A 23,452-nucleotide genomic window follows, 5' to 3' on the forward strand; every position below is an offset into this window, starting at 1 on the left:
CGCACCGTCACACTGGCTATTTACGCTTCTCCCTTTCCCTGATGATCTCCATCGGGTCGTCGAACTCGGGGAGGCCGCCTGCCGGGCCATCGACCTTGGTGAATGTCCGCGGCGCCTTGACGGCGAGGCCGGAGCGCCAGGAGAGGAACTCGGTCGCGATGCCGCCCTCCCCCGGCTCGACTCGCAACCGCGCGATCTCCTCCGACAGGCCGCCGGTGGCCAGGCGGGCAACCTGGGGAGCGGTGCTGCGGCGCGCGGAAGCCCGACTCCATCGAGCCGTGCGACTCAAGTCGACAGCGTATTCGTCAGGTGCCTCATCGCCGCCAGGGTCTGGTTGACGGTGGCCGGGAGGTCGGGGTCGCCGTGCTGGTTGAGCCAGCGGGTCGCCGCTATCCGGAACGTGGTCACGGCGAGCTCGGCCGCCAGCTGGGCGGTCAGGTCGTCGACGCCGCGGTCCCGAAAGCCCTGCTCCAGAGCCTCCGCCATCAGCGAGAACTTGCGCAGCTCGCGCTCGCGCAGGGCGGGTTCGGCGTCGATCACGGCCCGTCGGCGGAGCAGGTAGTCGAGACTGCGGCCCTCGAAGATCTCGGCCGCGGCGGGGGCCAGGCCCTCGGTGATCAGTTCCATCGGACCGAGTGACGGCGGGGCCTCGGCCATGAAGCGGGCCACCTGCTCGGGCACCGACTCCTCGCCGGCGAACAGCACCTCACGCTTGTCGGCGAAGTGCCGGAAGAACGTACGGGTCGTGAGCCCGGCCCGCGCCGTGATCTGCGGCACGGTGGTCTCGGTGAAGCCCTGCTCGAGGAAGAGATCGAGCGCGGCCTGCTCGAGCCGTTCTCGCGCACCCGGCTGCCATCGACCCATACGGCACATCCTACTGATGACACGTCGTGTCATGCTATGCCATAGTGATGACACGACATGCCATGACTATGGGAGGCGAACATGACGGGTGAGATCTGGGTGCTCGGCGCGACCGGACGGGTCGGCCGGGAGGCGGTGGAGCGGCTGCGCAAGGCGGGCGCCGAAGTGGTGGTGGTCGGCCGCGATCGGGAGCGGCTGACCCAGGTGAGTCCGGACGCCCGGGCGGTGACCGGCTCGCTCGACGAGGTCTGCGCGCGGCTGGCCACCGAGGCGCCGGCCGTCGTGATCAACACGGTGGGCCCGTTCGCGGTCACGGCGCCGCAGGTCGCGCGGGCCTGCCCGCCAGGCACCCACTACGTCGACGTCGCCAACGAGCTGAGCGCGTTCGAGCTGCTCCACGGCATGGACCAGGAGGCGGCGGCGACCGGCCGCACGCTGGTCTCCGGGGCCGGCTTCGGCGTGCTCGCGACCGAGAGCATCCTGCTGCATCTACTGGCGGCCGAGGAAAAGCCCTCGCACGTACGCGTCGACGCCGTCGCGTCGGTCGCGATCGAACCCGGCGCCCTCGGCGAAGCCCTGGCCGCCACCATCGTGCAGGCGTTGCTCGACGGCGGCCGCGAGGTGCGGCAGGGCCGGTTGGTACGCGCTCGGGCCGGCGGCGCCGCCGAGCGATTGACCACCCCCGACGGCGACGTGGTCACCACCGCGTCCCTGGGCAGCGGCGAACTCTTCGCGGCCTGGCAGGCCAGCGGCGCCCCGTCGGTGATCGCTGCCTCGGCTCTCGCCCCCGCCAACCCGGCCGTCCGAGCGGCCCTGCCGGCGATCGTTGGCGTGCTGCGCCTGCCCGGCCTGGCCGGCTTCGCCACCCGGCGGCTCGCCCGCATCACGACGACCACGGCCAAGGAGCGACCACGCCGATCGTCCTGGGGCCGCGCCCGGGTCGAATGGCCGTCCGGTCGCGTACGTGAGGGCTGGCTGCGCACCGGCGAGGGCATGACGTTCACGGCGGGCGCCGTCACCGAGGTGGCCCAGCGCCTGGCCAAGGGCGAAGGCCGCCCCGGCGCGTTCACCCCGGCCAGACTCTTCGGCCCCGAGGTAGCGCTGGCCGCCGGCGCCGAGTTCATGATCACGATTGAATAGGTCGATCTGAGTGGTTGTCGATCACGATCGTGCGGAAGGGGCAGCAGCCGCCGTGGATCGTGTCGGACAGGTTGTGGGCGCGTATCAGCCGGCCCGGCCGTCCCCCCGAACCGCCCGCCCCGAGGCCGAGCCCAAGGTAACGTTTCCGATACTTACAGTGACGAGGCGGGCCACGCCCGCCCCTCCCCCCAGGAGACCACCATGCGCTTCGCCCCCGCGCTCGCCACCGCCGTGATCCTCACCACCTCGTGCACACCCGGCGGCGCCTCCACCCCACCGCCCGTCGTCGTCACCGTGACCGCCACCCCGCCGGCCCCGCCGGCCGAAACCAGCCCTACGCCCGCCGACACGCCCTCCTCCCAGGCCGCCGAACGCAAGAAACTCCCCGACGTCACCGGCATGAACCTCCAAGCCGCCCAGGACCACCTCCAGGCCGCCGACTTTTGGGTCCTGAACGACAAGGACGCCACCGGCCAGAACCGCTTCCAGGTGCTCGACCGCAACTGGCAGGTCGTCCGTCAGACCCCCGCCGCCGGAAAGCGCATCCCGACCGACACGCTGATCACCCTCTACGCGAAAAAGATCGGCGAGTGACCCGCGGCCGGGAACGAACGCTCACCGCTCTTCCGCGGGGCCGCCGATGCTGATCTCGGCGGAGATGTCGGGCTCGTCGCCGGCGCGCGCCGCCCACCCACAGGCCTGAACACCCGGCGGATCACGGCCAGCGCACCTCCGGGGTGCGGTCCACGAACTGCGCGTACTGCTCGAACGCCCCCTCAACCTCCGCCCGGTCGCTGCTGTGGAGTGGTATGAGCGGCTGCACGGCGATCCGTACCCGGCTCTTCGTAAGGGTGCGTTTCCAGGTGGCCACGACCCGGCCGGCGCGTACCACCGTGGACTGGAAGACCCCGTTGTTGCCGGGGATGATGGCCGCCTTGTGCTCGTCGGCGACCATGAGCGAGCGGTCTTTGTAGCCCAGCAGGTATTCGTCGAACCCCGGCAGCACGAGCACCTCGTCGTCGCCGGCCGGGACAGGGGCGGTGTCGAGGAGCGCGGCGTCGACGTACGTCTCCACCCCCTCGACGGTCACCCGGGCCAGCGCGTCGCCGGCCACGGCGATGCCGCGTTTGGCGTCGGCCGCGGTCAGGCCGGTCCAGCCCGCGAAGTCCTGCCGGGGGGCCGGCCCGCGACCGCGGAAGTAACGCAAGGCGATGATGCCCAGCGCCTCGTCGCGCTCCGGCCGGTGCGGGTCGGGAACCCACTCGTCGAGCAGCACGAAGCTCTGCTCGTTGCCGATGTTGGGGGCGATGCACAGCAGGCCCCGCTGGCTGGCGTACCACAGCAGGTGGTAGCCGCGCTGGCCACTGGTGTCGATGCCCTTGTCGGCCAGCACGGCCAGGCACTCCGACCTGCTCAGCCGCCCGCCGCCGGTCAGGGCCGCGCCCAGCACCTCCATGGCCTGAACGGCGGTCTCCTCCGAGAGGCCGAGTTGTTCGCGCCGCCTCGCCGCGCCGTTCAGCACCCGGACGCCCATCAATTCGACCATCCAGCAGGCATCGCGGGACGGGACGAAATGGATGGTGCCGCGCATCGGCCACGTGCGCAGCGCCTCACGCCGCTCCAGCGCGGCGGTGACGTCGGCGTCGGTGTATCCCGGCAGTCGCGTGCCGAACGACCACAGACCGCTGGCCAGGTCTTGCGCCTGCATCGCCCCGAGCCAGGTCACCACCTCGGCCACGCCCGTCGCCCGGTCGGCGCCGCCGGGCGACGCTCGTAGCAGCAGGCTGGACATCCGCAGGCCGAGCGCCTGCTGGGGGGAGAGTTCCACGGGTCAACCGTATCCTTCGCCACCGACAATCCGACGATGTGATCGCGACCGCCAACCTGCTCCAGGCCCGCGGGCCGGGCTCGCCCTCCGACCGGCGGGGCGGCTCATCGGGCCTGGCCGGCGAGCAGAGGAGGGGTCATGCCATCCTCGACAATGCAGCAATTTCGCCGAATCGCGCCATCGAAATGTCGTCGAACTCGACAATCTCCCGCGACGGTGCAATTTCACGATTCAGGCCTGAAATCGCCGACTACGGCTCTGAAATCGACGCATTCCAAAAGGAAGGTACATCCGCCCCCAATTCCGTCCACAACAAATGTTGATAAGGGGGGTTATCGGCTTGAATTCAGCGGTCGTCAAGGAGCATGGAACACAGTGCTCTCGTCAACGACTTCGGGCTCGACGTCCGACCGCGAGAGGACTCGACATGACCCATCACAACCTCGGCACGGGCCCCCACCCGCAGCCGCCATACCAGCAGCCCTTTGCCCCGCCCGGCCGGCAGCCCGCCACCCCCGTTGGGCCCACAGCCCGGCCCGGCCGGCGTTTCCTGGCCCACGGCCTGACCGCGATCGTCTCGTTGACCATCGGCGTGGGGATCGGTGCGGGTGGCGACACCGGGACCTCGGCCTCCCCGCGCCCCATCGTCACGGTGACCGAGACCACGCAGGCCGAGTCGGTGCCCGCCGCGACCGAGACGGTCACTGCTGAGCCCGTGGTGGACCCGAAGGGAGAAAACGGCCCGCAGACCGCGTTCTCCGGTGACGGTCAGTATCTCGTCGGTGAGGACATCAAGCCCGGCACCTACAAGACGGCCGGGGCGGACGGCTCCAGCTGCTACTGGGCCCGCCTGAAGAACGCCTCCGGCGAATTCACCTCCATCATCGCCAACGACAACATCCAGGGTCAGACCAGAGTCGCCCTCAAGAAAGGCGAGTTCTTCGAGACCAGCGGGTGCCAGGACTGGAAGCGGGTGGGCTGAGATGACTTCCTTCTACGTAGTCGTACTGGCGATCGTGCTTGCGCTGGTCAGCGCCGCGATCGCCTATCTGATCGCCCGTGGCCGCGCGGCGGACGAGCGTGTCGCGTTGAAGCTCGCCGAGGAACAGCGAACCCAGGCCACCGAGCAGGCGGCCGCGCTCCGTGCCGAACGGGACAGGGCCCAGAGGCAACTGGCCGATCTGAGCCAGGCACACACCACCGCGCTGACCGAGCGCAGGACCCTGGACGAGCGACTCGGCCGGCTCGGCGCCGAGTTGGAGGCGACTCGGGGCAGCCTCCAACGGAAGCAAGCCGACGCAGAGCGGCTGCGAGTGGAGCTTCAGTCGGAGCAGGCGGGAGGAGCGGAAGCCGGTCGTCGTATCCGCGACACCGAACTCTGGATCACCGAGCTGAAGGCGAAGGAGTCGGTTCTGCGCTCGGAGATCCAGGACCTGAAGACGCAGCTGACGGAGTTGGTCATGCAGAAGCAGGCGCTGCTGGAGCAGGCCGCGACGGTGCAGGCTGTCCGCCAGGAGCTCGATCAGACCCGCTCGGACAACAACCGGCTTCTGGAGGAGACGCTGCGCGCGGCGACCAACCAGATGCTGAAGCAGTCTCAGGTCGAGCTGGTGACCAAGGCCGAGGCGACCCTGAACGCGGCCAGCAAGCCGGTCCGCGATCAGTTGGCGGAGATGGACCGGCAGCTCAAGGAGTTCTCCACCACGCGCGTCGCGGCAGAGGCCACGCTGAGCCGGCAACTGCTCACCCTGACCGAGGAAGGACAGCGGACCCGGAAGGAAACCCGGGCGCTCGTCGAGGCGCTCAAGAAGCCGCAGGTGCGCGGGTCTTGGGGCGAGATGCATCTCAAGAGGGCCGTGGAACAGGCGGGCTTGGTCGAGCGATGCGACTTCGACACCCAGGTCCACTTCGCCGACAGCGAGGGTTCACTCCGGCCTGACATGCTGATCCATCTGTCGGGTGGCAAGCACGTCGTCGTGGATTCCAAGGTTCCGATGGCCGCGTTCATGTCAGCGATCGAGGCCGTCGATGAGACCGAGGCGGACCGGCACTGGGCCGACCACGCCCGGCAGTTGCGCCAGCACGTAGATGCGCTCGGGGGCAAGGAGTATTTCCGGAAGGTCGCCGCATCACCGGAGTTCGTCGTGCTTTTCGTACCCAGCGACGCCTTTCTCCAGCCGGCGCTGGAGAAGGAGCCGACCCTGCACGAGTACGCGATCGCCAGGAACGTCCTGATCGCGACGCCGACCTCGCTCATCGCCCTGCTCCGCACCGTGGCGTTCGCGTGGACACAGGCGGCGCTGCAGGACAACCTCAAGCAGGTCTACGAACTCGGCCGCGAACTGTACGACAGGCTTTCGGTCATGGGCGGGCATCTCAACACCCTGGGCAGGTCCCTCGACCGGTCGGTCAAGGCGTACAACGACACAGTCGGGTCGATGGAGGGGCGGGTCATGGTGACCGCGCGGAAGTTTCACACGCTCAAGGTCGTGGAAAGCCAATTGGTCGAGCTCAAGGCGGCCGAGCAGGGTACGCGACCGCTCGGTAGCCCGGAGCTCGTGGAATCGGCCGGCGCCACGGCGGGTGTCCGAGCGATCCCGCCGGCACCTGGCACGGAGAACGGGCTCACCGGTTGAACATCGCGCCGTCGGCGTCGAGACCCGATGCGTGCCGGATATGCGCATTGACAATGCAGAGTACGTAGATCGATTTTTCCTGTAAAATCCCGCCTGGATCGGTACTCCCGACAACCCGACAAGCGGAGGTTGAGAGCATGGCGAAGTGCAACGGTTGCCGCAGCGAGGTGTCGGAGGGAAGCCTCTGCCCATTGTGCGCCGCGAAGATGATCGCCTATCACGACGGGGATTACGACGACGAAAACGATCCCGCCGTGAAGCTCTACCACCAGACCGCCGCCAAAATGAATTCAAATTCATCCTCGTCGAGCGGGTGCGCTCTCGTCGTGCTCGCCCTCACGTCTGTCTCCGCCGCCCTCGCGGCCACGGGGATCGGCATGGAGCACCTCATCGGTTGATCGAGAAGAGGCGATGTCCTCTCGACCGGTTCTGAGCTTTCCCACGTTACTTGTTGTCCGGGTGCTGCTGGTGAGTGGTGCTGAAGCGGTTGCGGTAGGTGGTAGGGGTGATGGCGAGATGGCGCAGGAAGGTGCGGCGCAGCGTCTCGTCGCTGCCGAAGCCGCTGGCGCGAGCGGCGGCCGTGACCGGGGCTCCGTCGGTCAGGAGCCGCTGGGCGATCTCCAGGCGGCTGAGTTCCACGAAGTGGGTGGCGGTCATGCCGAGTTCGTGACGGAACAGGCGGGTGAGGTGGCGGGTGGACACCCCCGCCCGGCGGGCCATGGACGTCAGGGTGTGCTCACCCGCCGGGTCGCCGGTGACGGCGTCGAGAACGGTGCGAAGAGGGCCGGCGTGCGCTGCCGGGACGTCGAGGCGGGTGGAGAACTGTGACTGGCCGCCGGGGCGCTGCATGAAGACGACGAGCGTCCGGGCGACGTCACGCGCGAGTTCCGGACCGTGGTCCTGTTCCACCAGGGCGAGGGCGAGATCGATGCCGGCGCTGACACCGGCCGAGGTGAACACGTTTCCAGCTCGGACGAAGAGCGCGTCCGGCTTGACCGAGACTGTCGGATAACGTCGCCGCAGTACGTCGGCGTAGCGCCAGTGCGTCGTCGCCTCACCGCCGTCGAGCAACCCCGCCTCGGCCAGCAGGAAGCTTCCGGTGCAGATCGCGGCCGACCTCTCCGCCGACCTGCCGAGCCGGGCCACGATGGCGACCAGTGCCGGGTCGAGGCGGGGAGGCCCGTCGGCACCGGGCACGATGAGGGTGTCGAAGCGCTGGTCGCCCGCACGCTCGTCGACCGCCATCCGTACCCCGCTCGAGGTGCGCACGTAGCCGGTCCCTGGGGCGACGATGGTGATCGCGTACCGCTGCCGGCCGGCGTCGGCCTCGTGCAGCACCTCGATCGGCCCGGCCGCGTCCAGCAGCGTCATACCGTCGTACGCCAGCACACCGACCCGATGCATCCGTGTCGCCTCCTCCATATGTCCGGATCCGAGGGTTTCACGTCCATGAGGACATGGTCGCCCGAGGACGATGACGGCCACGCTGGGTCGCATGGAACTGCTCATGAAGGTCACTGTCTGCCAGCTCGACAATCGAGCCGGCCACCGCGCCGCTGCTCTGGCCGCGCTGGCCGAGCACGTCGCCGATGCCGGGTCCGACCTGGTCGTTCTGCCGGAGATGCCGTTCTCCGACTGGTTGGCCGCCGACGCCTCCGTCGACGCGGCGCGCTGGCAGCAGAGCGTCGCGGAACATGAGGCCGCCGTGGCGCGGCTCGCCGAACTCGGCGCCCCCGCGGTCATCGCCTCCCGGCCGGTCGAGAAGGCCACCGGCAGTCGCCGGAACCAGGCATTCGCGTGGACCCCGGATAACGGTGCGGTGGGCATCCGCGACAAGTACTACCTGCCCGACGAACCCGGCTTCTGGGAAGCCACCTGGTACGACCGCGGCGAGCTGTCCCTCGACATGTGCCGGGTCGGAGAGGCCCGGATCGGCGTGCAGCTCTGCACGGAGCTCTGGTTCCTTGAAGGGGCCCGTCACTACGGGCGGGAAGGAGCGGAGCTGCTCTGCCTGCCCCGTGCGACCCCGTACGAGTCTCTCGACCGATGGCTGATCGGCGGGCGGACGGCCGCGGTGTGCTCCGGCGCGTACTCCATCTCGTCGAACCAATGGACGCCGGGTGGCGCGGGACTCGCCTGCGGCGGGCTCGGCTGGGTGACCGACCCGGACGGTACGGTGCTCGCCACCACAACGCCACACGAACCCTTCGCAACGGTTGAGATCGATCTGAACGTAGCCAGGAAGGCCAAGCACACATACCCCCGATACGTCCGTGAATAGATCCCTTCTATCGGGGTTTCTGTTCCGGGTTCGGGGGGCGGGCATCGGGTGCGGTGTCGGCGGCGGGAGGAAGGGGTTCGCGGTGGTCGGCGCGCAGGCCGTCGAGGGAGATGCGCAACAGCCTGGGCCACATCTGCGGGCGGCACTCGTCGGTGATCTGGACGGCGTGGCCCAGTGAGACCAGAAGGAGCAGCAGGTCATCCGTGGTCACGCCGGGGCGCAGCAGGCCCATGGCGCCGGCGCGGGCGCACAGGTGCTCGATGACGAGGCGAAGCTGATGGATACCCTCCAGATCGGGGTCGGCCCAGGTCAGCGCGAAGTTCTCCATGATCGCGCGGTGGCGGGCGTAGCCGGTCAGGGCCTGCTGGTAGAAGTCGGTCAGGGCCGCCCAGGGGTCCTCGGCATCGATCGCCGCCTGGCGTGCCGATTCCGCCCAGGTCGAGAAGTCCCTGCGCAGGACCGTGTGAACGAGATCTTCCTTCTTCGGGAAATGCCGGTAGAGGGTGCCCATGCCCACCCCGCTGCGGCGGGCGATCTCGCGTACGTCCACCGCGACGCCCTGCTCGGCCAGCACCTCGGAGGCGGCCTCGACGATCGCTTCCCGGTTGCGGATCGCGTCCACGCGCGGCGCGCGGCGCGCGGCGGTGTTCTCCGGTTCGGCCCCTGCCATGCGGTCGAGCATACCTTCTTATCCGGAGCGCATGCTCCGCCCTGTGCTACTTTAAGGAGCAAGTGCTCCGGATAGCGAAAGGGATGCCATGTCCGACCCAGCCACGACCACCGCAGCCGAGGCTCCCGCCACCGGCAGCTGGAACGATCGGATCATCGCCGAGTTCCGAGCGAACGCCGGGCATGTGCCTTGGAGCAGCGAAGAGGACTTCGCCGCAGGCCGGCCCATCCCGCCCCGGATTCCCGGGTTCGACGAGCGAGGCATGCCGCTCATCCTGGTGCACCACACCGGGGCCAGGACCGGGCGCGAGCGGATCAGCCCGCTGTTCTACCAGCCGGTCGGCGATGGCTGGGCCATCTTCGGCACCCACGGTGGCAGTCCGCACCATCCGGTCTGGTACCACAACCTCATGGCGAATCCGCAGGCCACAGTCGAGGTGGGCACGGAGAGAGTGCCGGTCGTGGCCCGGCTCGCGGAGGGCGCGGAGCGCGAGCGGCTCTGGGCGCAAGAGATAGCGCTCGTCCCGAAGTTCGCCGAGTTCGAGACGGTCGCCGGCAGGCAGATCCCGGTCGTCGTGCTGGAGCGCGTCCACGGACGCCCTTCACCCCACCCCTCCCCGAGAGATGGCTCCACGGCCTGATGAACCCACCGTGCGCCTACCGATAACGTCATCCGTGCGGGTCATCCGGACAAGCCGTACTGCTGATGTTCTTCCAGCGACGGTGAATGCGTAGTGAGGGTGGCTGGTGATTCCATGGACAACAGCGCGTAACTCTGCCATCACAGGCGTGATGGAGGAAGACTAAGGGCGGCCAGTACGCCCCCCAAGTCGGACGGCGAGGCGCACACGATGGCCACGCCCCCCCCCCCCCGCATGGGCTACACGGCGGGCGTATCGGGAACCGGGGACCTGGCAAGCAGAGGAGCCGGGTAACGACCAACCACGAAAGCACGCATCCAGGACTACGAAGCACTGCGGAGATAGACGCGGTCCTTGACGTGGAACTTCGCCTCTCCAGACGGCAAGGCGACCTTCGAGTTCGGGACCACCGCCGACGGCGAGCCGTTCCTGATGTGGCGCCGTATCGGCGATCATTCCAACGACCGGCCCTGACTCGGGCTCATCTCGCTCAGCACAGGCCGGACTCGCTTCGGGCTGCTTGAGGGTGGGTGGGGTTCTTGTCCTGACGGCCCTTGGTCACTTCGTCGGCGTCGTGTTGGTGATGACATTCGAGCAGCCGGTCCACGGCCGGCCAGACGGTGGATCCAACGTCTGTCCGGCCGGCAGCTGTCGCACGCTGCGACACCCCGCCTTGAGGCGCTCATGCCGCCTGGTTCCCGACCAGCACGGCGTGTCCTTACCGATCACGACGGCGTTCCAGGTGTGGGCCGGGTCCTCATGGCGTTGCACCCCTTCGCGTGAACCGCGGTCAGAAGGTGGCGATCGGGTTGACCGGGCTGCCGGACGTACCGGCGAAGCGGACCGGCGCGACCGCGAGGTGGAAGTCCCACTGGCCGAGCTCGGCGGCCGTCGTCGCGCACGCCTCCAGGTCGCAGTTGTCGAGCATCCACAGCCCCATCGCGACGAGACTCACGGCGTGCACCGGCATCAGCACGTCGTCGTAACCCGACGGCTGAACGTCCTGGGGGGTGTCGGCGCCGATCAGCGCGACCTGCCGTTCATGCAGCCACGGCAGGCAGGACGCATGCCACCCGGCCTGCGTGAAACCACTGGCCGCACCGGTCTCGTGCCGGGCGCGGCCATAGCCGGTCCGCAGGAGCACCGCATCGCCGGATCGCACCCGCACACCCTGGCGACGCTCGGCCTCCTCAAGATCTTCGGGAAACACACCCTGCCCCGGTTCCAGCCACGGCACATCCCGCACGCTCGCGATGTCCAGCAGGACACCACGCGTGATGATCCCGTTCGCCGCCGCCGTGACGGACGCCCACGCCGATCCCGTCGCGGCGTCGACCAGCGCATGCGACCGCCCGTTGTACATCGTGCCGTCCCAGAAGATGTGGCACGGCGAGTCGACGTGGGTGAGGGTGTTGCCGTGGAAGGTGACGCCGAGCCGCTCGGACGAGAAGCCCCAGCGCCGGTCGGCGTGGAATGCGGGCACCGGCATGTTCTCCGCGCCCGGCATGTCGGCGGCGCACGGGCACGCCGTCGTCGACCGCTCCATGTCCTCAGGTGCGGCGACCTCCCAGGCGCACGACACGCTCCTGCCGTGGCGCACCGCCCGCGCCGCCGCCAGCCGGACGTCGTCGGTGATGAGGTTCAGAGTGCCGAGCTCGTCGTCGTCACCCCACCGCCCCCAGTTCGACAGCGTGTCGAAGTACCCCAGCACGTCGTCCTGTGTGGGCATCGGCCGCTCTACCGTCATCCCCGCATCGACTCCTCCGGTCACGTGGTTCGAGGCACCGCGGGCAGGGTATCCCGCCCTCTCCTTCGACACGACCTCGCCCGGACCGGAGAGACGATTGGAGCGGTGCCGCCATTGCCGGGGTCAGCCAGTCTGTTCGCTGCTGGCGACGGCGAACGTTGAGTCACGGTTGCTGTGGCCTGTTTCGAGGTCAGGTCGATTGTCACTTTCCCAAGTTGTGTGCACGGCTGTCCTGGGCTTTCGAGCGTCTGTGCAGAGGACTATGAAGCACCAGCTTGTCCGTAGTTCTCTGCGCTACGGTGCAGTTGTTCCCCTACTCGCGTGCGCGACGGTGAGGTCCCGGCATGGATGGCGGGCGGGCGCAGATCATTGAGCGGGGCGTGCTGACCGCCCCGGATGAGGCGTGGGACGTGGCGGTACGCCAGGCGGAGGTGATCGGCCGGCTGGCCGCCGAGCCGCGGGTGGGATTGGCGGCCGCGGACGCGGCGGCGTCCGAACTGGGGATCTCGCAGCGTCAGGTGTACGTGCTGCTGGGCCGGTGGCGCGCAGGTGAGGGCGTCGTGTCGGACCTGCTTCCCCGGCGCTCCAGCGGCGGCCGGGGGCAAGGCCGGTTGCCGACGGCGGTCGAGGCGGTCCTGCGAGAGGTCATCGACGCGCGGTATCTGAACCGTCAGCGGCGATCGGTGGCGGCGGTCTACCGGGAGGTCGTACGCCGGTGCCGAGCCGGCGGTCTGTCAGTGCCGGCGCGCAAAACGCTGGCGCGGCGGATCGAGGCGCTGGACGGTTGAGGTTGACCTGAGGTCAAGGTGGAAGCTCGGCGCAGCGGGTCGACGCCGACCCGGGCATAACAGAGTCGAAGGGCAACCACCATGACGATCACCCTTTCTGATCAGGACAAGAGCACCCTGCGGATTGCCGCGTACGGCGCCGTGTCGCTGATGGCCGCCGCCGGTGCCGCCGGCAAACCTCACAAGATCGCCACCAACGGCAGCATCGCGCTGGGCTCGGCCACCGGCCTGATCGGGCACGTGCTCGCCGACTACCCCAAGGGCAAGGACCTGGCCGGCAAGTCCGTGGCCGAGATCGCCGACCGCGTGCTGCCGGCCCTGACCGCGGTCATGAACCTGCTGAAGCAGCAGGATCCGGCTGAGGCCGACAACTTCCGCCGCACCGTCCTCGTTGCTGTCGAAACCGCCCAGATGCACCAGGGCCAGCCGAGCCCCACGACAACCGAGATGGTCCGCAAGATCACCGAAGCCCTCGACGCCGCCAGGGTAGCCGCTGCTGCGGACAACGGGACCGTGCCGGAAACTGCTGCTGGACAGGATCGCCCGGAGCTGCAGAAGGCGATCGAGGAGATGGTCGATTCCGGTTTCGTCGGGGTGTCGCTGCGCGTGCACGATGAGCGGGGCGAGTGGGCCGGTAGCGCCGGGGCGGCCGAGCTGGGCGGGATCACCAAGCCGCCGATCAACGGATACGTCCGGATCGGCAGCAACACCAAGACCTTCACCGCGACCTTGGTGCTGCAACTGGTGGCCGAGGGCAAGATCGGGCTGGACACCCCGGCGGCCGACTACCTGCCCGAGTTCGGGCTGGACCCGCGGATCACCGTGCGGATGCTGTTGCAGCACACCAGCGGGGTGTTCAACTTCAGCGGCGAGGTCTACGACGACGGGACGGTCGTGCCGGGGATCCCCATCCCCTACGGCACCACGGGCCAAGAGTGGGTGGACAACCGGTTCAGGGCCTACCGGCCGCAGGAACTGGTGGAGCTGGCGTTGTCCAAGCCGGCGCGGTTCGAGCCGGGCACGGGCTGGAGCTACTCCAACACCAACTACGTGCTGGCCAGGCTGCTGATCGAGAAGGTCACCGGCCGCACCTACGCCGAGGAGATGCAGCGACTGATCCTGGGGCCCCTCGGGCTGTCGGGCACCGTGGTGCCGGACGCCTCGCCGGAGATCCCCGAGCCGCACCCCCACGCCTACTACCGCTACGAGGACGCCGGCCAGCAGAAAACGATCGACATCACCCGCCAGAACCCCTCCTGGATCTCCACCGGCGGTGACATGATCTCGACCACCCAGGACCTGCACACGTTCATCTCCGCACTGCTGGGCGGCAAGCTTCTGCCGGCCCCGCTGCTGGCCGAAATGTGCACCCCGCACCCAACGGGCATCCCGAACATGGACTACGGCCTGGGAGTGTTCGTGCTGACCACGGACGACGGCGGCACCGTCATCTCCCACAACGGCGCCGCCGTGGGCCACGCGGCCCTGATGTACAGCACCCCCGACGGCAGCAAGACCCTGACCGGCGCACTGAACTGCGTGGACGACGCCGACCTGTCCATCGCGGCAGCATTCCAGACCGCCCAGCAAAGGCTCCTCAACGAGGTATTTTGCGGTGGGCAGGCCGATCCGGCCCAGCCGACGGGCTGAGCACCTGTGACCCGTACGCCTCAAGGGGCGACCTCTTCCGGTCGTGCATCAGAAAGAACGCGAACCGGGGCCACATGCGCGGCCGTGGTCTGCTTGGTCGCCGGGCTCGAACACAAGGCAGGATTTGGCAGATGAACGGAGTCACGATCGGGCAGGCGGCGACATTCGTCGGCGTCACGGTGAAGACGGTGCGGCACTACCACAAGCTTGGCCTGGTGAAGGAGCCGGAACGCGACAGCTCCGGCTACCGGAGGTACGGATCGGCCCAGTTGTTGCGGCTGGTGCAGGTCCGGACGCTGGCCGCCGCCGGGGTGCCGCTGGCCGAGATCGGGCCAATGATCGACGTCGACTCCGCGCTGTTCTCCGCCGCGCTCGCCGACGTCGAGCGGCAGCTCACCGACCGGATCGAGGAGTTGATCGTACGGCGTGACACGCTGCGCCGGCTCGCTGAGGGCGACCGTGCCCTGCTGCCCGACCGTGCTGTGGCGCTGCTGGAGCGGCTGTCCGGCCTGGGCTTCCCCGCGGCGGAGGTGTCGGCCGCCAGGGAGGGCTGGGTGCTGGCCAGGGCCCTGGTCCCGGAGCGCTTCGACGACTACCTCACCCATGTCGAGCACGCCCTTGACGACACCCGGTTCGTCGCCTTGATCAAGCGCGCAACCGAAGCCGCAGCCTGGGAACCGGACGACCCGCGCATCGCCGAGCTCGCCACCGCCATGGCCGACCACTTCCTCGCCAACCCCGCACATCTGAAGATCGTGACCGGTCTGCAAGCCCGCACCGAGGCCGCGACCCGGTACAAGCTGATCGCCCTGCACGGCGAAGAGCAGGGATCGGCCGCGGCCCGGGGGGTCACGCTCGTCGAGACCAAGCTCCGCTCCGCCGGCATCCATATCCCCAGACCAGACGCCCACTGACCGCGCCATGCCCTGATCCTTCGGCCCGGCGATCGGCCGGGAATCTGCCCGCACCCAGGAGCTGGATCGCATCATGACCGCCCGCCCGCAAAGCTCCACGGGCGTGCGCGCCCGCGAGATGAACCTCTACCGCCGCTACTTCGACCTGGTCGCCGCCGACCGCAAGACCATCGAGGTGCGCGTGCAGTACCCCAACCTGCGCAACCTCGCCGCCGACGACCATATCCGCCTCGTGTGCGGCCGCGACGACGCCCTCCCCCGCGCCAAACGCGTGACCCGCTACACCAGCTTCGAGGAGATGCTCGACGCCGAAGGCGCCGCCAACGTCAACCCCGACAGCCCTCGCGAGCAGCAGCTGGCCAACATCCGCCGTATCTACGGCCCCGAGAAGGAAGCGCTCGGCGGGCGGCCTGAACCCCTGGGTGTCGTCAGGCCGCCCGCGGCCCCGCCGGCCGGGACCAGTATCCGACCGGCGGGGCGGCTCATCGGGCCTGGCCGGCCAGCAAGCGGCGCCACCACTCCTGCGCCTCCTCGCGGCGCCACCACTCAGCCGCCCAGGACATCAGGCAGGGCGAGAACGGCGGCGGCCACGGTCACCGGACCATCCATGCGGCCGGGCGCGTCTGCTCGGCGATGCTCTCCTGCGCCGCGATGGCCTGGCACAACTTCACCAGGTCGTCGGCGTCGACCGTACGGTACGCGCCCGCATCCTCGACAGCCCGGGGGAATGCCCGCTCTCGCGTTGCCCAGAAGCGTCCAGCGTCGCTGCGCATGATCCGCCACCCGGCGAACACCGGACGAACGGCGGCTACAGCCCTATCGTGGGTCATGGGTCAGGACCACCATCCTGATCAAGGGGTCCGTATGGCGGTTCCAGCGCCTACGGACCCCGCCTTGGTCGCGTCACCTCCGATTGCAACAGTGCGTAACCCTGCAATTACAGATGTCATTGAGGGACACTAAGGGCGGTCAGAACATCCCCCAGCTCTGACAGCGAGGTGCACCCGATGGCCACCGAACCCCCCGCATGGGCCGTACGGCTACGCGCCGAGCGCCGCAACCAGTTCTGGAGCCAGAAAGACATGGCCCGACACCTGGTCGAGGCCGCCGACGACGACGTACGCGCCAGGCTCCCCTCCCGTGAGAGCATCGTCCGCCGCATCAAGGCATACGAAGCCGGACACAACCAACCCGACGACCCCTACCGCCTCCTGTACGCCCGAGCCTTCGACCTGACCGAGGACGAGCTGTTCGAGCGCAGCCCTCGAAACCTCGGCTTCGCAGGTGACGACGAGTGGGACGCTTGGGAACTGGCTCGCCGTGCCGCCGCCACCGAGGTCGGGCGGGAGACAATCGAACGGCTGGAACTGGCGGTTGACGACCTCGCCGTGGCCTATCCCGGGACGCCGCCCCGCGAGTTGCTGATGCGGGTGCGCCGTCACCTCTACTACGTCTCCCAACTCCTGGACTCCAAGAAGACGCTCACCGAGCATCGGCAGCTCCTGGTGGCCGGCGGCTGGCTCTCCCTCCTCGCCGCGACCTGCCTCATCGATCTGCGCTGGTTTCCGGCCGCCGCCGCACGGCTTCGGACGGCCGCCCAACTCGCCAAGGAAACAGAGCATCGCGAGATCGCCGCCTGGTGCCTGGAGACGGAGGCATGGCAGGTCCTCACCGAAGGCGACTTCGGGCGAGCCCTGACCTTCACCCAGGCAGCGCAACGGGTCGCGCCCCGCGGCGGCTCGGCGTACATCCAGGCGACCGCGCAGGAGGGCCGGACTTGGGCACGCCTCGGCAAGGCTGGGGAGACCCACGAGACGCTGAACCGGGTGATGCGGCTCGTTGCGCCTCTGCACGTCCCTGACCGGCCCGAACATCACTACCGGTACGATCCCGCCAAGTCCGACGCCTATATCGCGACCACCTTGTGCTGGCTCGGCGATCCATCAGCCGAGCCGTACTCCCGAGGGGTGCTCGCCCGGCTGGAGTCGACGACCGACGGCCCGCCACGACCACGCAGGGCCATGGCCGCGCGGCTCGACCTGGCTCTCGCGCTCCTGGCCGCCGATCAGCCGGACGAGGCGGGACATATGACTCTCGCCGCGATGACCAGTGGACTCCTCGTCCCCTCCAACTACTGGCGGGCAGCCGAGGTGGTCACAGGCTTGGAAGCAAGGCGTGCGCCCGAGGCCGCCGAACTACGCGAGGCGTACCGCGAACTCTGCGCCCCTATCATCCAGCCCTCAGGACGTCTGCTCAGCTCGTAGTAACAACCGGCACGAGCCGGGACTGGCCGACCGCGCCTTTCCGTCCCGATAGCACGGCCACGACGCCCCACGTCTAACAGCGAGCGCTCACGATGGCCACCGAACTCCCCACCTGGGCCGCACGGCGGGCGTATCAGGAACTGGGGACCTGGTAAGCGGAGGAGCCGGGCAACGACCAACCACGAGAGCATGCATCAGGGCTACGAAGCATGGTGGACAATCGAACATCGGCCACTTTTTGCAGTCAATCCATTACTCTATGCCATGTGACCTCGACACAAGCCACGACCTACACTCGCCACATGAGCGAGGATGCGTTCGAGGTGCCGCTGAACGAGGCCGACGGCCATCTGCCCGACGTCATCAACGCTGCAGCACAGCGGCACACGATCGCCTATCTGACCGACCAAGGTCGCCGTGTGGCCGCCATAGTCCCTGCGGACGAGGCTTGGTACTGGACTCCTGGATGGCAGTCAGCCGAGGCCGAGGCCGAGGCCGACATCCGGGAGGGTCGCACCCGCGCCTTCGACACCATGGACGACCTCTTCGCTGAGATAGACGCGGTCCGCGGAGAAGACGTCCCGTGAAATTCGATCGCACGGCCGCCTTTCTCCGAGACGCGGCCCGGCTTCCTCCTGAGCACTACGCGATGTTCAGGGAGGCTGTGTACAAGCACTTCCTGCCAGCGATTGAACAGGGAGCGCACACAGGCCACGCCCCCTGGCCTCCGCGGCTACGCATTCATAAGCTCACCGACACCCATGTCTACTCCTTGACGTGGAACTTCGCCTCCCCCGACGGCAGAGCGACTTTCCAGTTCGGGACCACCGACGACGGCGAGCCGTTCCTGATGTGGCGCCGTATCGGCGATCATTCCATCTACGACCGACCCTGAGTCGGGCTCATCTCGCTCAGCACAGGCTGGACTCGGTGGCTTCGGGCTGTTTGGGGGGGGTGACGGCCGTGGTCGAGACGACGGTCGTAGCCGTCAGACGGTGATGACCTCGACCTCCATCAGGTCCGCCAGCGCCCGCAGCTCCTCCGCCCGGTGCCCTGTGCCGAGGGCCCAGTGGTGGGAGATGCCGGTGGCGCTCCACGCGTCGGTCCACTCGCCCGGGTCGCGGCCGAAGTCGACCCGGGACGTGGTGTTGCCGATCTTCAGGTGCGGTCCGTCCACGGTCTCGCCCTCCGAGACGACGAAGCCGAACGTGCCGTCGCGCTTCTGCAGCAGCCCGAACGCCGTCACCGGCCCGTGCGCCACGTCGAACTCGACCGACACGCCCCACCCGCGCTTGCCGTGGAAGACACCGAGGCCGCGCAGCAACGGCTTGCGGGAGCTGATCTCCAGGTGGGCCGGGCCGTCGTGGCCCATCTCGACGTGCCCGCGCAGGAAGTCCAGCGCCTGCAGCTCGGTGAAGGAGCCGCCCGCGCCCAGCCGGTCCATGATCAGCATCGCGAGGGACGTACGCAGCTCGTACTCGCCGGCGGCGGGCACGCCGCGGGCGGTGAGCAGCGACGCGCCGAGGATCATGCCGGCCCCGAGCCGTTCGTGGATCTCGCCGTCGAGCCCGCGGTGGTAGTAGGCGAGGCTGTCGAGCTCGAAGTCGGCCACCAGCCGGTCGAGCCCGGCCGAGACCCGCGCCGCCCACGCGAAGTCCTCGGCGACGACGCTCCCGTCCAGCTCGAACACCTGGCGGGCCAGCTCCATCCGGTCCTTGACCTCGGCGTCGGTGACCTGCTCCACGCGTACCCGCAGGTCGTCGAACTCCAGCACCTCGACGTGCCCGCCGAGGTTCACCGGCACCAGCGTGAGGTCGGTGGCCACGTCCAGCATGCCCGGGTAGAGGTGGCCCATCAGCCCGTGCCGGCCGCGCCGCAGCGACGCGCGCACGCCGGCGGCCCGCACCCAGCGGCCGATCTTCGCCCAGGCCCGCTCGTCCTCCAGGTAGCCGGACACGGACCGGAACGGGATCCCGGCCCGGATGAAGGTGTTGGCCATCTCCGGCAGCGGGCAGGCGCCGCAGTAGGCCAGCCACTGACCGGTGTCGAAGGTGTCGTGGTCCATCGACTCGGTCGGCTGCAGGTTGATCAGCAGCACCGGCGCGCCGGTGCGCTGGGCTACCGGGAGCAGCATGGTGGCGGTCATGTAGGTGGTGAGGAAGCCGACGATCAGGTCGCATCCGGCCGCGCGCAGCTTCTCCGCCGCTGCGGCCCCCTCCTGCGCATCGGAGACGAATCCCGCGTCCACCACCTCGCAGCCCAGCTCCCGCATCCGCTCCGACACGCGGGCGGAGGAGCGCTGGAGCTGCGGCAGCAGGTCGGGGAACTGCGGCCAGTACGCGCCGAGCCCGCCCGCGACGAGCCCGACCTTGGTGCGGTTGGTGGTGATCCGTTCGAGCGTCAAGACGCTCTCCCTTCTGTACGCCCGGAGCGGGCGGTCTTGCTGGGTACGACTCTGTACGGCCTGATCGTGCTTTTTGATGGGTACGTCAGCGCCGGGACGTCAGTCCAGGAACGTCAGCGCAGGAAGGCGGCGGCCACCCCCGCGTCGACCGGGATGTGCAGCCCGGTGGTGACCCGCAGGTCGCCCGCCGTGAGCGCGAACACGGCGGCGGCCACGTGCTCCGGCAGCACCTCCTGCTTGAGCAGCGTGCGCTGGGCGTAGAACTCACCCAGCTTCTCCTCCTCCACCCCGTACACCGCCGCCCGGTTCGCCCCCCAGCCGGAGGCGAAGATGCCGGAGCCGCGCACCACGCCGTCGGGGTTGATGCCGTTCACCCGGATGCCGTGACCGCCGAGCTCGGCGGCCAGCAGCCGCACCTGGTGCGCCTGGTCGGCCTTGGCCGCGCCGTAGGCGACGTTGTTGGGCCCGGCGAAGACGGCGTTCTTGGAGGAGATGTAGACGATGTCGCCGCCGATGCCCTGGTCGATCAGCACCCGGGCGGTCTCCCGGGAGACGAGGAACGAGCCGCGCGCCATCACGTCGTGCTGCAGGTCCCAGTCGTCGAGCGTGGTCTCCAGCAGGGAGCGCGACAGGGACAGGCCGGCGTTGTTCACGACCAGGTCGACGCCGCCGAAGGCGAGCACCGCCTGCCGTACCGCCTCCTGGACCTGCTCCTCGGAGGTGACGTCCACGCCGGCGGCGACGGCGACGTCCTGCGGCCGGTGGGCGGCGGCGCCGAGTTCGGCGGCGACCTTCTCGGCGGCGGCCAGGTCGCGGTCGGCGAGCACCACGCAGGCGCCCTCGGCGGCCAGCCGGCGGGCGGTGGCGGCGCCGATGCCGGAGCCGCCGCCGGTGACCAGGGCGACCCGCCCGGCCAGCGGCTTGGGCTTGGGCAGGCGGCGCAGCTTGGCCTCCTCCAGGTCCCAGTACTCGATGCGGAACTTCTCCGCCTCCGGGATCGGCCGGTAAGTGGACAGCGCCTCGGCGCCGCGCATCACGTTGATGGCGTTGACGTAGAACTCGCCGGCGACGCGAGCGGTCTGCTTGTCCTTGCCGAAGCTGAACATGCCGACGCCCGGCACCAGCACGATGGCCGGGTCCGCACCGCGCATCGGCGGCGAGTCCGGCGTGGCGTGCCGCTGGTAGTAGGCGGCGTAGTCCTCGCGGTAGCGGGCGTGCAGCTCGCGCAGCCGGGCCAGCGCCTCGTCGAGCGGGGCGTCCGGCGGCAGGTCGAGCACCAGCGGGGCGACCTTGGTGCGCAGGAAGTGGTCCGGGCAGGACGTGCCGAGCGCGGCCAGCCGGGGGTGCTCGGCACGGGACAGGAAGTCGAGCACCTCGGGGGTGTCGGTGTGGTGGCCGACCTGGCGGGCGTCGGTGCTCGCCAGCCCGCGCACCGCCGGGAAGAGCTCGGCGGCCCTGCGCCGCCTGGCCTCCTGCGGCAACGGCTCGTGCAGCACCGGGCCGAACGGGTCGGGGCGGCCGTGCTCGGCGATGTAGCGCTCGGCGGTGCGGATGATGTCGAGCGAGTTGCGCTCGCACTCCTGGCTGGTCTCGCCCCAGGCGGTGACGCCGTGGCCGCCGAGCACGCAGCCGATGGCGTCCGGATGGGCGGCCTTGATCGCGGCGATGTCCAGGCCGAGCTGGAAGCCGGGCCGCCGCCACGGCACCCAGACGACCCGCGCGCCGAAGATCCGCTCGGTCAGCGCGGGGCCGTCGGCGGCGGTGGCGATGGCGATGCCGGAGTCGGGGTGCAGGTGGTCCACGTGCGCGGCGTCGACCAGGGCGTGCATGGCGGTGTCGATCGACGGGGCGGCGCCGCCCTTGCCGTGCAGGCAGTAGTCGAACGCGGTCACCATCTCGTCCTCGCGGTCCACGCCCGGGTAGACGTCGACCAGCGCCTTGACGCGGTCCAGCCGCAGCACGGCCAGTCCGGCGGCGGTGAGGGTGCCGAGGTCGCCCCCGGACCCCTTCACCCACATCAGCTCGACGTCGTGGCCGGTCACCGGGTCGTTCGCGGTGGCCTTCGCGGAGGCGTTGCCGCCGGCGAAGTTGGTGTTGCGCGGATCTGAGCCGAGGGTGTGCGCCCTGGCGAGCAGTTCTTCGACGGCGGTCATCAGGCTCCCCATCCTGCCTGCGCGCCGCCCACCCGATCGGCGGCGATTTTCTGGAAATATCCGGACTTGGCGTAGGCGGCCATCGGGTCGGGCGCCAGCCCCATCTCCTCGCGCAGCTCCGCGAGGAGCGGGCGCACGTCGGTGTTGTAGGCGTCCATGAAGACGGCGTTCGCGCCGAGCACGTCACCGTCGCGCTGTGCCCCGGCCAGCGCGTCCCGGTCGACGAGCAGCGCCTTGGCGGTGGCCTCCTGCACGTTCATCACCGACCGGATCTGGCCGGCGATCTTCGGCTCGATGTTGTGGCACTGGTCGAGCATGAACGCGGTCTCCTCGGTGTACCCGCCGCCCCTGATCACCTCGTACATGATCCGGAAGAGCTGGAACGGGTCCGCCGCGCCCACCATGAGGTCGTCGTCGGCGTAGAAGCGGGAGTTGAAGTCGAAGCCGCCGAGTTTCCCCTCGCGCAGCAGGAACGCCACGATGAACTCGATGTTGGTGCCCGGCGCGTGATGCCCGGTGTCGACCACGACCTGCGCCTTGGGCCCGAGCTTCACGCAGTGCGCGTAGGCGGTGCCCCAGTCGGGCACGTCGGTGGCGTAGAAGGCGGGCTCGAACAGCTTGTACTCCAGCAGGAAGCGCTGCCCCTCCCCCAGCCGCTCGTACACCGCCGACAGCGCTTCGGCGAGCCGGTCCTGGCGGGCCCGGATGTCATCCTGCCCCGGATAGTTCGTCCCGTCGGAGAACCACAGTTTGAGGGTGTCGGACCCGGTCTGGTCCATGATGTCCACGCACTCGAGCAGGTGGCCCAGCGCCTTGGCCCGCACCCGGGCGTCGGGGTGGGTGACGCTGCCCAGCATGTAGTCGTCGTCCTGAAAGACGTTGGAGTTGATCGCCCCGATGCTCACCCCCACCTCGGCGGCGTGCCGGGCGAGATCGCGGTAGTCGTCGACCTTGTCCCACGGGATGTGCAGCGCCACCGTCGGCGCCACCCCGGTGTGCAGCTGCACCTGCGCGGCGTCCGCCAGCTTCTCGTACGGGTCGCGCGGCACGCCTTGCTGGGCGAAGACCTTGAAGCGGGTGCCGGAGTTCCCGTACGCCCACGAAGGCGTCTCGATGCGCTGCCTACGCAGCATGTCCTTGATCATGTAATCGTCCCCGTCATCAATCCAGATGAAAAACTTCGGCCAGCCTGACCAGACCCTCGTCCGGCCGGCCCGCCTCGAAGAACGCCGCCATCTCGCGCTGCCAGCGGGTGTTGACCTCGGTGTCGGCCATCGCCCGCTGCGCCGCCTCGAAGTCGTCGGCCTCCAGATAGCCGATGAGCAGCCCGTCCGCACGCAGGAAGAGCGAGTAATTGCGCCACCCGGCCGCCCGCAGCGCCTCGCGCATGTCGGGCCACACCTCGCGGTGCCGCTCCCGGTACTCGTCGATCAGCTCGGGCCGGACCTTCAGCTGAAAGCACACCCGCTCCAC

At 69.3% G+C, this 23,452-nt stretch carries 25 protein-coding genes; 15 read left to right on the forward strand and 10 right to left on the reverse strand.

What is annotated here, in order from left to right:
- Positions 1-16: 16 nt before the first annotated feature.
- Positions 17-289 carry a hypothetical protein gene (locus tag OHA68_RS40085; protein WP_327104886.1) on the reverse strand — a complete coding sequence of 91 codons (273 nt, stop codon included), beginning with the start codon at positions 287-289 and terminating at the stop codon, positions 17-19.
- Positions 286-864: a TetR/AcrR family transcriptional regulator gene (locus OHA68_RS40090; RefSeq protein ID WP_189143602.1), complete on the reverse strand. Its 579-nt coding sequence runs from the start codon at positions 862-864 to the stop codon at positions 286-288. Before OHA68_RS40090 ends, OHA68_RS40085 begins: the two co-directional genes overlap by 4 nt.
- Positions 865-945: 81 nt before the next feature.
- On the opposite strand from OHA68_RS40090, the gene OHA68_RS40095 reads away from it, so the two are divergent.
- Together OHA68_RS40095 and OHA68_RS40100 are read left to right on the forward strand one after the other, a co-directional pair.
- On the forward strand, positions 946-2,004 hold the full coding sequence (locus OHA68_RS40095; protein ID WP_327104887.1) for an NAD(P)H-binding protein: 1,059 nt from the start codon (positions 946-948) through the stop codon (positions 2,002-2,004).
- Positions 2,005-2,205: 201 nt separating this feature from the next.
- Positions 2,206-2,598: a PASTA domain-containing protein gene (locus OHA68_RS40100; RefSeq protein ID WP_263653084.1), complete on the forward strand. Its 393-nt coding sequence runs from the start codon at positions 2,206-2,208 to the stop codon at positions 2,596-2,598.
- Between the two features lie 121 nt (positions 2,599-2,719).
- Here the strand turns inward: OHA68_RS40100 and OHA68_RS40105 are convergent, their stop codons facing one another.
- On the reverse strand, positions 2,720-3,832 hold the full coding sequence (locus OHA68_RS40105; protein ID WP_327104888.1) for a winged helix DNA-binding domain-containing protein: 1,113 nt from the start codon (positions 3,830-3,832) through the stop codon (positions 2,720-2,722).
- 38 nt (positions 3,833-3,870) lie between these two features.
- Between OHA68_RS40105 and OHA68_RS40110 the strand changes: the two genes are divergently transcribed.
- From OHA68_RS40110 to OHA68_RS40125, 4 genes are all read left to right on the forward strand, one after another.
- A complete protein-coding gene (locus tag OHA68_RS40110) occupies positions 3,871-4,155 on the forward strand; it encodes a hypothetical protein (RefSeq protein WP_327104889.1) in 285 nt (94 codons plus the stop codon).
- A 104-nt stretch (positions 4,156-4,259) separates the two neighbouring features.
- A complete protein-coding gene (locus OHA68_RS40115; RefSeq protein WP_327104890.1) occupies positions 4,260-4,814 on the forward strand; it encodes a hypothetical protein in 555 nt (184 codons plus the stop codon).
- 1 nt (position 4,815) lies between these two features.
- Positions 4,816-6,468 carry a DNA recombination protein RmuC gene (gene rmuC / locus OHA68_RS40120; RefSeq protein ID WP_327104891.1) on the forward strand — a complete coding sequence of 551 codons (1,653 nt, stop codon included), beginning with the start codon at positions 4,816-4,818 and terminating at the stop codon, positions 6,466-6,468.
- A gap of 137 nt (positions 6,469-6,605) precedes the next feature.
- Positions 6,606-6,866 carry a hypothetical protein gene (locus OHA68_RS40125; protein ID WP_327104892.1) on the forward strand — a complete coding sequence of 87 codons (261 nt, stop codon included), beginning with the start codon at positions 6,606-6,608 and terminating at the stop codon, positions 6,864-6,866.
- Positions 6,867-6,912: 46 nt separating this feature from the next.
- On the opposite strand, the gene OHA68_RS40130 is transcribed toward OHA68_RS40125, so the two are convergent.
- Positions 6,913-7,872 (reverse strand): GlxA family transcriptional regulator, encoded by a 960-nt coding sequence (locus OHA68_RS40130; RefSeq protein WP_327104893.1) that lies wholly within the window; start codon positions 7,870-7,872, stop codon positions 6,913-6,915.
- 70 nt (positions 7,873-7,942) lie between these two features.
- On the opposite strand from OHA68_RS40130, the gene OHA68_RS40135 reads away from it, so the two are divergent.
- A complete protein-coding gene (locus OHA68_RS40135; RefSeq protein WP_327104894.1) occupies positions 7,943-8,749 on the forward strand; it encodes a carbon-nitrogen hydrolase family protein in 807 nt (268 codons plus the stop codon).
- Positions 8,750-8,756: 7 nt separating this feature from the next.
- Here the strand turns inward: OHA68_RS40135 and OHA68_RS40140 are convergent, their stop codons facing one another.
- On the reverse strand, positions 8,757-9,419 hold the full coding sequence (locus OHA68_RS40140; protein WP_327104895.1) for a TetR/AcrR family transcriptional regulator: 663 nt from the start codon (positions 9,417-9,419) through the stop codon (positions 8,757-8,759).
- A gap of 88 nt (positions 9,420-9,507) precedes the next feature.
- Between OHA68_RS40140 and OHA68_RS40145 the strand changes: the two genes are divergently transcribed.
- Positions 9,508-10,059, forward strand: coding sequence for a nitroreductase/quinone reductase family protein (locus tag OHA68_RS40145; protein WP_327104896.1), 552 nt, complete (start codon positions 9,508-9,510; stop codon positions 10,057-10,059).
- A 790-nt stretch (positions 10,060-10,849) separates the two neighbouring features.
- On the opposite strand, the gene OHA68_RS40150 is transcribed toward OHA68_RS40145, so the two are convergent.
- On the reverse strand, positions 10,850-11,806 hold the full coding sequence (locus tag OHA68_RS40150) for a cyclase family protein (protein ID WP_327104897.1): 957 nt from the start codon (positions 11,804-11,806) through the stop codon (positions 10,850-10,852).
- Positions 11,807-12,150: 344 nt separating this feature from the next.
- Here OHA68_RS40150 and OHA68_RS40155 point away from each other — a divergent pair, with 344 nt between their 5' ends.
- From OHA68_RS40155 to OHA68_RS40185, 7 genes are all read left to right on the forward strand, one after another.
- Positions 12,151-12,594 (forward strand): hypothetical protein, encoded by a 444-nt coding sequence (locus tag OHA68_RS40155; protein ID WP_327104898.1) that lies wholly within the window; start codon positions 12,151-12,153, stop codon positions 12,592-12,594.
- Between the two features lie 81 nt (positions 12,595-12,675).
- Positions 12,676-14,244, forward strand: coding sequence for a serine hydrolase domain-containing protein (locus tag OHA68_RS40160; protein WP_327104899.1), 1,569 nt, complete (start codon positions 12,676-12,678; stop codon positions 14,242-14,244).
- Positions 14,245-14,375: 131 nt separating this feature from the next.
- Complete coding sequence (locus tag OHA68_RS40165) at positions 14,376-15,158, forward strand: MerR family transcriptional regulator (protein ID WP_327104900.1); 783 nt, start codon at positions 14,376-14,378, stop codon at positions 15,156-15,158.
- Positions 15,159-15,231: 73 nt separating this feature from the next.
- On the forward strand, positions 15,232-15,933 hold the full coding sequence (locus tag OHA68_RS40170) for an ASCH domain-containing protein (protein ID WP_327104901.1): 702 nt from the start codon (positions 15,232-15,234) through the stop codon (positions 15,931-15,933).
- Positions 15,934-16,165: 232 nt separating this feature from the next.
- Positions 16,166-17,422 (forward strand): helix-turn-helix domain-containing protein, encoded by a 1,257-nt coding sequence (locus OHA68_RS40175; protein WP_327104902.1) that lies wholly within the window; start codon positions 16,166-16,168, stop codon positions 17,420-17,422.
- Between the two features lie 302 nt (positions 17,423-17,724).
- Positions 17,725-18,009, forward strand: coding sequence for a hypothetical protein (locus OHA68_RS40180; protein WP_327104904.1), 285 nt, complete (start codon positions 17,725-17,727; stop codon positions 18,007-18,009).
- Positions 18,006-18,317: a hypothetical protein gene (locus tag OHA68_RS40185; protein WP_327104905.1), complete on the forward strand. Its 312-nt coding sequence runs from the start codon at positions 18,006-18,008 to the stop codon at positions 18,315-18,317. The genes OHA68_RS40180 and OHA68_RS40185 overlap by 4 nt, the downstream gene beginning before the upstream one ends.
- Before the next feature lie 93 nt (positions 18,318-18,410).
- On the opposite strand, the gene OHA68_RS40190 is transcribed toward OHA68_RS40185, so the two are convergent.
- The 4 genes from OHA68_RS40190 to OHA68_RS40205 form a co-directional block, all read right to left on the reverse strand.
- Positions 18,411-19,826 carry an L-fucose/L-arabinose isomerase family protein gene (locus OHA68_RS40190; protein WP_327104906.1) on the reverse strand — a complete coding sequence of 472 codons (1,416 nt, stop codon included), beginning with the start codon at positions 19,824-19,826 and terminating at the stop codon, positions 18,411-18,413.
- Between the two features lie 113 nt (positions 19,827-19,939).
- Entirely contained in the window at positions 19,940-21,979 is a 2,040-nt protein-coding gene (locus tag OHA68_RS40195; RefSeq protein WP_327104907.1) for a bifunctional aldolase/short-chain dehydrogenase, read from the reverse strand.
- Positions 21,979-23,112: an L-rhamnose isomerase gene (gene rhaI / locus OHA68_RS40200; RefSeq protein ID WP_327104908.1), complete on the reverse strand. Its 1,134-nt coding sequence runs from the start codon at positions 23,110-23,112 to the stop codon at positions 21,979-21,981. Before rhaI ends, OHA68_RS40195 begins: the two co-directional genes overlap by 1 nt.
- Positions 23,113-23,140: 28 nt before the next feature.
- A complete protein-coding gene (locus OHA68_RS40205) occupies positions 23,141-23,452 on the reverse strand; it encodes an L-rhamnose mutarotase (RefSeq protein ID WP_189143562.1) in 312 nt (103 codons plus the stop codon).

It is taken from the genome of Nonomuraea glycinis (genome assembly GCF_035920485.1).
Taxonomy (GTDB): Bacteria; Actinomycetota; Actinomycetes; order Streptosporangiales; family Streptosporangiaceae; genus Nonomuraea; species Nonomuraea glycinis.